Source organism: Allobosea sp. CER48, from assembly GCF_044752385.1.
GTDB lineage: Bacteria > Pseudomonadota > Alphaproteobacteria > Rhizobiales > Beijerinckiaceae > Allobosea.
In genome coordinates this window covers 1-10,113 of record NZ_JBIWYK010000064.1, presented here as the reverse complement: position 1 = coordinate 10,113, position 10,113 = coordinate 1, and the positions used below count along the sequence as shown (strand labels likewise).

The window sequence follows — 10,113 nt, the reverse complement described above, 5'->3', positions numbered from 1 at the left end:
TGCGAGGAGCAGTTCGCCAGTTCCGACAACCTGACCGACCGGCTGGCCGCGCTCGCGGCGATGACGCTGGTCCCGGGCGAGAGGCGCGAGACCCTGATCGCCCGCTTCGCGCAGACCTATGCAGGCGAGCCGCTCGTCCTCGACAAGTGGCTGATGGCCCAGGCGCTGATCGCGGAGAGCGGGACGCTGGACCGGGTGAAGCGGCTGATGCAACACCCCGCCTTCTCGCTCGGAAATCCCAACCGCGTGCGAGCTTTGATCGGCGGCTTCGCGGCCAATCTCACGCAGTTCAACCGGGCCGACGGCGAGGGCTACCGCTTCGTCACCGACATCGTCATCGCGCTGGACAGGACGAACCCGCAGGTCGCCTCCCGCCTGCTGGGCTCGTTCAAGAGCTGGCGCATGCTCGAGCCGGTCCGCAAGCAGCTGGCGCAGGAGGCCCTGGGCACTGTCGCGCGGACGCCGGGCCTCTCGCGGGATGTCGCCGATATCGCCGAAAGAGCGCTCGCCTGAGCGCTCTTTCGGGCCGTTCGACGAAGGTTAACGCCGACCTGTCCAAAACGTTAACGTTTCATTACCCGCACAGGATTCATTGGATAGACGACACAACCCAGGGGTGAATTTTATAGTATTAACTCAACTCAGGGCTAGACAAACCACCCCCTCCAGATTCAACTGACAGTGATTCGCGGGGATGCGGCACGTCTCCCGATCTTACTGACGGTAAAGTTTTCCGAAGGGGGACGGGCATGTCGCGTGCCAACGCGGATTGCGCACCTGTGCGCGCCGATACGATTCTGGGTGTCGCAAGGTCACTGACCCACCCGGTCTATCAGCGCTTCCAGAGCTTCGAGCCCGCATTCCGGACGGCCATCCCCGTTTTGGTCGGCGTCTTCCTCGTCATCCTCGGCGTGGGCGCGTTCCTGCAGACCTCCGCCATGCGAGATGACACTCTCGCCGACGCGGCCAACGACATGGACCTCGTCTCGGCCCTCGTCGCCCGCGAGCTCGACACCGCCACCCTGGCGGGCAAGGAGCCGGCCAGCGTGCTCGCCGCCCTCACCGCCCGCCATCTCGCCGCTCACGGCCGCATCGTGCATGTCAGCGGCGCAGACGGGCGCGTCATCGCCAGCGAACCGGTCATCGGCCAGACGCAGCGCAATCTCACCGATTTCCTCGGACAGACCCAGCCCCTCACGGTCTTCGGTGACCGCGCCGGCGTGATGCGCATCACCCTGCCCAACGGCGCCGACGTCTTCGCCAGCGTACGCAACCTCGCCGCTCCCCTCGGCCAGGTCGCCGTGCTGCAGCCGGTCTCGCGGGCACTTTCCGTCTGGCAGTTGCGCCGCTCCGGCCTGACCATCCTGTTCGCCGCCGCCGGCCTCGTGCTCGGCGTCATCACCCTCGCCTTCCTGCTCCAGTCCAAGCGCGCAAGCGCGGCCGACGAGGATTGCGACTGCGTGCGCGAGCGCATCGACACCGCGCTCAATCGCGGCCATTGCGGGCTGTGGGACTGGGATCTGGCCCGCGGCCGCATCTACTGGTCGGACTCGATGTATGCCCTGCTCGGCTACGACCGCACCGGCGAATACATGTCCTTCGGCGAGGTCTCGAGCTTCATCCATCACGATGACGTCGACCTCTACGCGATCGCCGATGCCGTCAGCCGTGGCGAGGCCAACTATCTCGACCAGGAATTCCGCGTCCGCTCCTCGTCGGGCGAGTGGATCTGGCTCAAGGCCCGCGCCGAGCTCGTCATCGACCGCCGCACCCGCTCGCGCCATCTCGTCGGCATCGTCGTCGACATCTCCGAGCAGCGCCGCATGGCCGAACGCACGGCCACGGCCGACGCCCGCCTGCGCGACGCGGTCGAGGCCATCTCCGAGGCCTTCGTGCTCTGGGATGCCGACAACCGGCTGATCCTCTGCAACGCCAAGTACCAGCAGCTTCACCAGCTCACCACCGACGCCCTGCAATCCGGCATGAGCTACGACGAGATCATGGCGCGCTCCGCCCAGCCGCAGATCGATCAGGAGCCGACGCGGATCCTGCGCGGCAGCGCCGGCGCCACCTCCTACGAGGCCCGTCTCTCGGATGGCCGCTGGCTCCAGATCAACGGCCGCCGCACCAAGGACGGCGGCTCGGTTTCCGTCGGCACGGACATCACCAAGCTCAAGCAGCAGGAAGAACGGCTGACCCAGTCCGAGCATCAGCTCCTGAAGCACGTCACCGACCTCAAGGCCTCGCGCCAGAAGCTCGAGACCCAGGCCCAGCAGCTCGCCGAGCTCGCCGAGCGCTATCTGGAGCAGAAGGCCGTCGCCGAAAGCGCCAACCGCGCCAAGTCCGAGTTCCTCGCCAACATGAGCCATGAGCTGCGCACGCCGCTCAACGCCATCATCGGCTTCTCCGAGATCATGGAGAACAACATGTTCGGCCCGCTCGGCGAGAAATACACCGACTATGTCCGCGACATCCGTTCCAGCGGCGGCTACCTGCTCGGAATCATCGACGACATCCTCGACATGTCGCGCATCGAGTCCGGCAAGATGCGGCTGGAGAAGAGCGAGATCGCGGTCGGGCCCGTGCTGGACCAGGCCCTGCTCAAGGTGCAGCCGGAGATCGAGCGCAAGCAGCTCATCCTCAACCTCGAAGGCCCGTTCGACACCCGCCTCGCGGCCGATCCGCGCGCCCTCTACCAGATCCTCGGCAACTTGCTCGACAACGCCGCGAAGTTCACGCCCGAAGGCGGGCGGATCGCGGTGCGCACCCGCCACGTCCCCGGCGCGCTCAACATCTTCATCGAGGACACCGGCATCGGCATTCCCAAGGAGAAGATCGACCGCGTCGGCCGCCCCTTCGAGCAGGTCGAGGGCGACCTCGTCCGCAGCTACAAGGGCTCGGGCCTGGGCCTCGCCATCGCCCGGTCGCTCGCCGAGTTGCATGGCGGCTCGCTGAGGCTGCGCTCGGCGATGGGCGCCGGCACCATCGTCATGGTCCATCTGCCGCTCGATGGCGGCGCGGAGCGCGTCACGGCGCAGGCGGCCTGAGGCTCACCCCGCCTTCGCCTGCGAGAGGATGCGGGTAAAGATCGCCCGCACACCCGAACGGACCTCGTCGAGCTCCGCCTTCAACACCTTGGCGTCAGGCCTTCCGACGGCCGTCGCAATGCGCCGCATCACCCGGGGCGGCACCGCCTTCGGATCGAACGCCTCCTCGACCGTGAAGCGCTGCCAGAGCTGGACGTCGCGAACCAAACGATGCGCCTCCGACAGGGTGGAAGCATCGCTGTCCGAGAGCAGTCCGGCCTGCCGCGCGGCCGCGAAGACCGAGGCCGTGTCGTTGACGATCAGGCCGGGGTGATCGCTCGCATAGGCCAGGAGCAGGAACTGGGCGAGGAAGTCGAGATCGGTGAGGCCGCCCGCCGCGAGCTTCAGGTCCCACGGGTCCTTCTCCCCCTTCTCCTTGGCGATCAGCGCCCGCATCTCCGCCACGGCTGCGGCAACCTTGGCCGGCTCGCGCCTGCGCGACAGGATAGCGCGGATCGAGGCCTCGGCCCGCTTCGCAAGCCCCGCATCGCCGGCGACGACGCGCGCGCGGGTCAGCGCCATCTCCTCCCAGATCTCCGCCTCGCCCGCGTGATAGGCCTCGAAGCCCGCGAACTGCGTCGCCGCCGGGCTCTTGTTGCCGGTCGGGCGCAGGCGCATGTCGACCTGATAGAGTGTACCGCGACGCGTCGGCACGGTCAGTGCTGCAACCAGGCGCTGCGTGAATCGGATATGCCAGGTCACCGGATCGAGGCTCTTGGCCCCGTTGCTCGGGCCGGCATCCTCCGGCCGGTCATAGAGCAGGATGAGATCGAGGTCGGATGACGGCGTCAGCTCGCCGGCGCCGAGCCGGCCGAGCCCGAGCACCACGGTTTCGGCGCCTTCGATCGCGCCGTGATCGGCCGTGAAGGAGGAGCGGGTATCGGCAAAAGCGACGCGCAGGCAGGCCTCGGCCACGGCGCAATAGGCCTGCCCTGCCCCCTCCGCCGCATAGACGCCCGACAGCAGTCGCGCGCCGACCAGGAAGTTCTCCTGCCGCGCCGCGTCACGCATCCGGTCCAGCCCGTCCTCGACGCTCGGCGGCGGCGAGCCGACATAGCTGCGAATGCGGCGTTCCAGCGTGTCGACGTCGAGCACCGCCTGCCCGAAGGCCGGGTCGATCACGCCGTCGAGCACGTGCGGATGCAGGGCCGCGACCTTGGCCAGGCGCGGTGCGCTGCCGAGGATCTCGGCGAAGAGCGTCAGCAAGGAGTCGTGCGACCGCAACAGCGTCAGCAGCTCGACCGCCGCCGGCATTCGGACGAAGGCATTGTCGAGATGGGCGAGCGCGCCGTCGGGATCGGCAGTGCGGCCGAGGGCGACGAGCAGCGCGGGCGTAAGCTCCGTCAGCACCTCGCGGGCCCGGGCGCTGGTGACGGCGGCGCGGCGGCCGAAATGCCAGCCACGCACCGTCTCCGCCACCGTCATGCCGTCGCGGAAACCGAGCTTTCCGAGCGTCTCGACGGTCTCGGGGTCCGGCTCCGAACCGGTGAAGCTGAGCGTCCCGGCCTCCGAGGCGAGGCTTGGCCCCTCTTCGAACAGAAGGGCATAATGGCCTTCGACGCGCCTGGCGTGGCTCGTCAGCGCCTTGCCGAAAGCGGCAGTATTGGGAAAGCCGCAGAAGCGGGCAAAGGCCTCGAGATCGCCGGCCGGCTTGGGCAGGGTCTGCGTCTGCTCGTCGTCGCGCATCTGCAGGCGGTGCTCGATCGTCCGCAACCAGCGATAGGATTCGGAGAGCTCGTCACGTGCCTGCGGCGTGATCCAGCCTTCGTTCGTCAGCTCCTTCAGCATGTCGAGGGTGCGCGGCCCCCGCAGCGCCGGGCGCCGCCCGCCGAAGACGAGCTGCTGCGTCTGCACGAAGAACTCGATCTCGCGGATACCGCCGCGGCCGAGCTTCACATTGTGGCCGGCCACCGCGATCGTCTCGTGGCCCTTCACCGTCTGGATCTGGCGCTTCATCGCGTGGATATCGGCGATGGTCGCGAAGTCGAAATACTTGCGCCAGATGAAGGGGGCGAGATCCTTGATGAAGCGCAGGCCCAGCCCGGTGTCACCCGCGATCGGGCGCGCCTTGATCATCGCCGCGCGTTCCCAGTTCTGGCCGACCGTCTCGTAATAGGAGTAGGCGGATGGCAGCGCGATCGCGACATGGGTCGACGCGGGGTCGGGACGCAGCCGGAGATCGACGCGGAAGACGTAGCCGTCAGGCGTGCGCTCCTGAATGATGCGCGCGATCTGCTGGGTCAGCCTGACGAAGAGGCTCGATGGCTCGGCGACGCCGGCGGCTTCCGCCGCTTCGGGATCGAAAAAGACGACGATGTCGATGTCGGAGGAGTAGTTGAGCTCGCCTGCGCCGTGCTTGCCGAGTGCCAGCACGACGAGGCCCGAGCCCGGACCGGGATCGGCCAGGTCGGCCAGGTTGATCTTTCCGAGATCGGCCGCCTGCCGCAGAACATGGTTGGTCGCAAGGCGCACCGCCGTGTCGGCCGTGGCGGTCAGCGCCGCGGTCACGGTCTCGACATCCCAGACGCCGCCTATATCGGCAAGAGCGATCAGGAGCGCCATGCCGCGGCGGAAGCGGCGCAATTCGCGCATCAGGTCCGACGTCTCGCAGCCCGTGCCGGCAAAGGCCTCGATGCGGGCCAGCAACGCGTCGCGGCGGGTCTCTGGGGCCTGCGTGAGGCAGGCGATCAAGCCTTCTGGGTCGAAGCGCATGACCTGGGTCAGGAAAGGCGAATGGGCCAGCACGCCCGCGACCAGCGCCGCGCTGCGTGGATGCTCGGCCAGATGTGCCTGAAGCGTATCGGCAGCCGCCTTATCGTGGAGCCGCTCGATCAGCTCGCGCGCCAGCAGCGCCTCGGCCTTGGCGCGCGCCGGCAAGACCGGCGCCGCATCCAGCCTGTCACAGAGCCGCTCAGCCATCGCGCATCATCCTCCTCAGGAGGACGGCACGCCAGCAGGGTTTGCGACGGCTGTCGAGCTTTGAGCCTCCGGTACCACCTGCGTTTCCACAGGCTTGGGCTCCGTCACCGGCAAAGCGATGACGACGCGCAAGCCCGGGGCATTGTCTTCCAGACGGAGCTGCCCGCCATGCAGGCGCACCACGCCGGCCGCCAGCGACAGGCCGAGCCCGAAGCCCGGCTTGCTTCGACTGGTGTCGAGCCGCACGAAACGATCGAGCACGCGTCCGCGGTCGGCCTGAGGGATGCCCGGCCCATGATCGGCCACCGAAAGTTCGATCTCCGACCCGTTGCGCTTCGCGGATACCGCGACCACCCCGTCGCCGCCCTGCTCCGGCCCGCCATATTTCAGGGCGTTGTCGATGAGGTTGGCGACGGCCTGTCCGACGAGTTCCCGATTGCCGACGATACGCAGACCGGGTTCGACCTCGCCCACCAGCGAAAGCCCGGCCTCCTCGGCGAGCGGCTCGTAGAGTTCCGACATGCCGGAGACGATCTCGGAGAGATCGATATCGGCCATGTTCTCGCTGACCCTACCGGCCTCCAGCCGCGCAAGCATCAGCAGGGCGTTGAAGACGCGGATCAGGTTGTCCGCCTCCTCGATCGCGCCGTCGAGCGCGGTCCGCAGCTCATCCGGCGACCGGGCGCTGCGCAACGCCTCCTCCGCGCGGTTGCGCAGCCGTGTCAGCGGCGTCTTGAGGTCATGGGCAATGTTGTCCGTGACCTGCTGCATGCCGGCCATGAGCTCCCCGATGCGGTCGAGCATGGCGTTGAGGTTCAGCGCCAGGCGGTCGAGCTCGTCGTCGGTGCCGGCAATGGCGAGGCGCCCCTTCAGGTCGCCTTCCATGATGCCATGCGCGGTCTCGCTCATTCCGTCGATCCGCTTCAGCACGCGGCGCGCCACGAACCAGCTCGCGAAACATCCGAGGACGAAGACCAGCGCCGCCGACCAGCCGGCAGCGCGGCGGATCACGGCGCCGAGCCGGTCGCGCTCCTCGAGATCGCGGCCGACGAGGAGGCGGAAACCCGCCGGCAGCATGAAGACGCGCACGAGCGCATGGCTCGGCGTGTCGACGGTTTCGCTGGAGCGGGCGTATTCGATCTCGCTCTCGCCGGTCCGGTCGAGCGTGCCGGGCGGTATCGCCTCGACATTGCCGGCGATGCGCTCGCCCACCGGCGTCGTCACGAGATAGAGCGAGGCACCCGGCCCGCGCGAGCGGCGTTCGATGATGTTGACCAGCCGCCGAATACCGCCCTGGCGCTGCTGCTCGGCCAACCCCTGGATCTCGGCGTCGATGGTCGAGCGGATCTGATCGGTCAGCAGGCGCTGCGCGTTCCAGGCGACATAGCCGAGCACGAAGGCGGCGAAGAGCGCGAAGATGACAAGATAGGCCGCCGTCAGCTTGAAGGCCGTCGTGCGGAACAGGGTCGGCAGGAACTTCTGGCGCTTCCGCGCGGGATCATCAGCGCGCGCTGTCACGGACCATGTATCCCGCGCCGCGAATCGTATGGATCATCGGCTGCTCGAAGCCCTTGTCGACCTTGGCGCGCAGGCGGCTGACATGCACGTCGATGACGTTGGTCTGCGGGTCGAAATGATAATCCCAGACGTTTTCCAGCAGCATGGTCCGCGTCACCACCTGCCCCGCATGCTTCATCAGATATTCGAGCAGCCGGAACTCGCGCGGCTGGAGGACGATCTCCTGGCCCTCGCGGGTGACGCGATGGGCCAGCCGGTCGAGCACCAGCTCACCGACGCGATAGGTCGTCGGCTCCGAGGCCGGCGCGCCGCGCCGCCGCGCAAGCACCTCGACGCGCGCCAGAAGCTCGGAAAAGGCGTAGGGCTTGGGCAGATAGTCGTCGCCGCCCGCGCGCAGGCCCTTCACCCGGTCATCGACCTGGGCCAACGCCGAGAGGATCAGCGCCGGCGTCTCGTCCTTCTGCTCGCGCAGCGAGCGGATTAGGGACAGGCCGTCGAGGCGCGGCAGCATGCGGTCGACGACCAGCACGTCGTAGCCACCGCCCTCGGCCATGGCATAGCCCTGCAGGCCGTCCGCCGCATGGTCGGCGACATGGCCGACCTCGCGGAACGCCTTGGTCAGATAGGCCGCTGCCTCGGCATCATCTTCGACGATCAGGAGTCGCATCGGGAGAACCTAGCCCAGAGCAAATGCCGATCCAAACGGACCGGCACTCGCTTTGCTCGAAAACGCCTTTCAAACGAAAACGGCAGGCCGGAAGATACGCATCCGGCCTGCCGCCGTAACGGCAAAGTCCCTTGGCTGGGGCGACAGGAAACCGTGGGACCTGCCTGAGCCGGGCGGGTCGAAACGACCCGCCCGGATCCGGTTCACGCCGCCGGCTGGCGGCCAACCTCGAAGGTCACGTCGCGGGACTTGCCTTCGCGGAACAGGGTGATCGTGGCCTTGGTGCCCGGGGCGAAGGTCGCGATCTTGCGGGAGAGCTCGCGGGCGTCCTTGATCGCCTCGCCGTTGACCGCGGTGATGGTGTCGCCGCGGCGAATGCCGGCCTTGGCAGCGGGGCCGTTGCCCTGCGCCTCGGCGACGAGCGCGCCCTTGGCTTCCTTCAGGCCGATGGCATCGGCCATCTCGGCGTTGACCGGCTGGATCTGCACGCCGATGAAGCCGCGCGCCACCGTGCCGTCCTTCTTCAGCGACTCGACGACCTGCTTGACGGTGGAGGCCGGGATCGCGAAGGCAATGCCGACATTGCCGCCGGAAGGCGAGTAGATCGCGGTGTTCACGCCGACGACCTCGCCCTTCTGGTTGAAGGTCGGACCACCCGAATTGCCGCGGTTGATCGGCGCATCGATCTGGATGAAGTCGTCATAGGGGCCCGAGCCGATGTCACGGCCCTGGGCCGAGACGATGCCGGCCGTGACCGTCCCGCCGAGACCGAAGGGGTTGCCGATCGCCAGCACCCAGTCACCGATGCGCGCCTTGCCATCGGCAAGCTGCACGAACGGGAAGTCACCGGCATCCTTGACCTTGAGCAGAGCCAGATCGGTGCGCGGATCGGTGCCGACGACCTTGGCTTCCAGGGTCTTGCCGGAATCGGTGACCAGCTGGACTTCCGCAGCGTTCTCGACGACGTGGTTGTTCGTCACGACATAGCCGTCCTGGCTGACGAAGAAGCCCGAGCCCTGGGCCATGCCCTGGCGCGGCTGCTGCTGCTGCGGCGGCCGGTTCGGGCGCCCGTTCTCGCCGAACTCGCGGAAGAAGCGGCGCAACTGCGGCGGCAGGTCGTCGAGGCTCTGCTCGCCGTTCTCGCTCGCGACCTGGGTCTTGACGCGGACCGAAACGACGGCCGGCTTCACCTTCTCGACGAGGTCGGCGAAGGAGGGCAGCGTGCCCTGGGTGCCGGAGAGCTGGATCGGCTGCGCGACGGCGTTGTGGTTCTGCATCAGGGCGCTGTCGGCGATGCCGGCGGCCAGGCCGATGCCGAGAACGGCGGTGCCGGCGAGAAGAGCGCCGCGCTTGAGGATGGACTTACGGGTCTCGTTCTGTGTCGTCATGGTTTGAACCTCGTGAGCGTCAGGGGTTGCTCCCTGCTCGTGACGAGGACCATGGGGCCCGGCGCCTTACCCGGCTTTGGCCTGAAGATGACGATTTCGTAAGATTCGACTTCGGGCGCCGTCACGCTGGCTTGACGTTGCCCGCCCGGGCCGGCTCCCTTCCGGCCAGGGGGATCATCATGCGCATCCTTTGGGGAATTGCAGCCGCGTTGACCGGCGCGAGCGGTCCCGCCCTCGCGCAACAGGGCACCGCCTACAGTGCCGGGCTGCGCGTGGCGCAGGCGCGGGGCTATGAGAACGCCGACTGCTACGCGCGCGTCTTCGCGAAGCATGCCGTCGTCGTCGAGAGGCCGAATGGCCGGCGCAGCTGGTACGCGAGCTCGACTCCCGCCTATAAAGCGGAGCAGCGCTCGCGCTGCGGGATCGATCGCCTGCAGGACATGGCGATGCGACAGCCTGCCAGGAGCGCCAGCCGCGCCGCGACGGGGCATTCTCCCGCCATCGCCCAGCGCATCGGCCTGACCCTGGCCGCCCG

General features: G+C 67.9%; 7 protein-coding genes. 3 read left to right on the top strand and 4 right to left on the bottom strand.

The window, feature by feature from the left end; translation table 11 throughout:
- Together ACIPIA_RS04520 and ACIPIA_RS04515 are read left to right on the top strand one after the other, a co-directional pair.
- On the top strand, positions 1-513 hold a 513-nt coding region (locus tag ACIPIA_RS04520; protein WP_400507093.1), incomplete at its 5' end, for an aminopeptidase N C-terminal domain-containing protein.
- Positions 514-749: 236 nt separating this feature from the next.
- A complete protein-coding gene (locus ACIPIA_RS04515; protein ID WP_400507091.1) occupies positions 750-3,047 on the top strand; it encodes a PAS domain-containing sensor histidine kinase in 2,298 nt (765 codons plus the stop codon).
- Positions 3,048-3,050: 3 nt separating this feature from the next.
- Here ACIPIA_RS04515 and ACIPIA_RS04510 read toward each other — a convergent pair whose 3' ends face one another.
- From ACIPIA_RS04510 to ACIPIA_RS04495, 4 genes are all read right to left on the bottom strand, one after another.
- Entirely contained in the window at positions 3,051-6,005 is a 2,955-nt protein-coding gene (locus tag ACIPIA_RS04510) for a bifunctional [glutamine synthetase] adenylyltransferase/[glutamine synthetase]-adenylyl-L-tyrosine phosphorylase (RefSeq protein ID WP_400507089.1), read from the bottom strand.
- A gap of 15 nt (positions 6,006-6,020) precedes the next feature.
- Positions 6,021-7,523: a sensor histidine kinase gene (locus ACIPIA_RS04505; RefSeq protein ID WP_400507087.1), complete on the bottom strand. Its 1,503-nt coding sequence runs from the start codon at positions 7,521-7,523 to the stop codon at positions 6,021-6,023.
- A complete protein-coding gene (locus tag ACIPIA_RS04500) occupies positions 7,507-8,190 on the bottom strand; it encodes a winged helix-turn-helix domain-containing protein (protein WP_400507085.1) in 684 nt (227 codons plus the stop codon). Before ACIPIA_RS04500 ends, ACIPIA_RS04505 begins: the two co-directional genes overlap by 17 nt.
- Before the next feature lie 203 nt (positions 8,191-8,393).
- Positions 8,394-9,578: a Do family serine endopeptidase gene (locus ACIPIA_RS04495; protein ID WP_400507083.1), complete on the bottom strand. Its 1,185-nt coding sequence runs from the start codon at positions 9,576-9,578 to the stop codon at positions 8,394-8,396.
- 179 nt (positions 9,579-9,757) lie between these two features.
- On the opposite strand from ACIPIA_RS04495, the gene ACIPIA_RS04490 reads away from it, so the two are divergent.
- Positions 9,758-10,113: hypothetical protein (locus ACIPIA_RS04490; protein ID WP_400507081.1), on the top strand; the 356-nt coding region annotated here is incomplete at its 3' end.

Excerpts from the sequence above, each read along its gene's own strand:
- ACIPIA_RS04515 (WP_400507091.1), top strand. The coding sequence starts at position 750 with ATGTCGCGTGCCAACGCGGATTGCGCACCTGTGCGCGCCGATACGATT.
- ACIPIA_RS04510 (WP_400507089.1), bottom strand. The coding sequence starts at position 6,005 with ATGGCTGAGCGGCTCTGTGACAGGCTGGATGCGGCGCCGGTCTTGCCG.
- ACIPIA_RS04500 (WP_400507085.1), bottom strand. The coding sequence starts at position 8,190 with ATGCGACTCCTGATCGTCGAAGATGATGCCGAGGCAGCGGCCTATCTG.
- ACIPIA_RS04495 (WP_400507083.1), bottom strand. The coding sequence starts at position 9,578 with ATGACGACACAGAACGAGACCCGTAAGTCCATCCTCAAGCGCGGCGCT.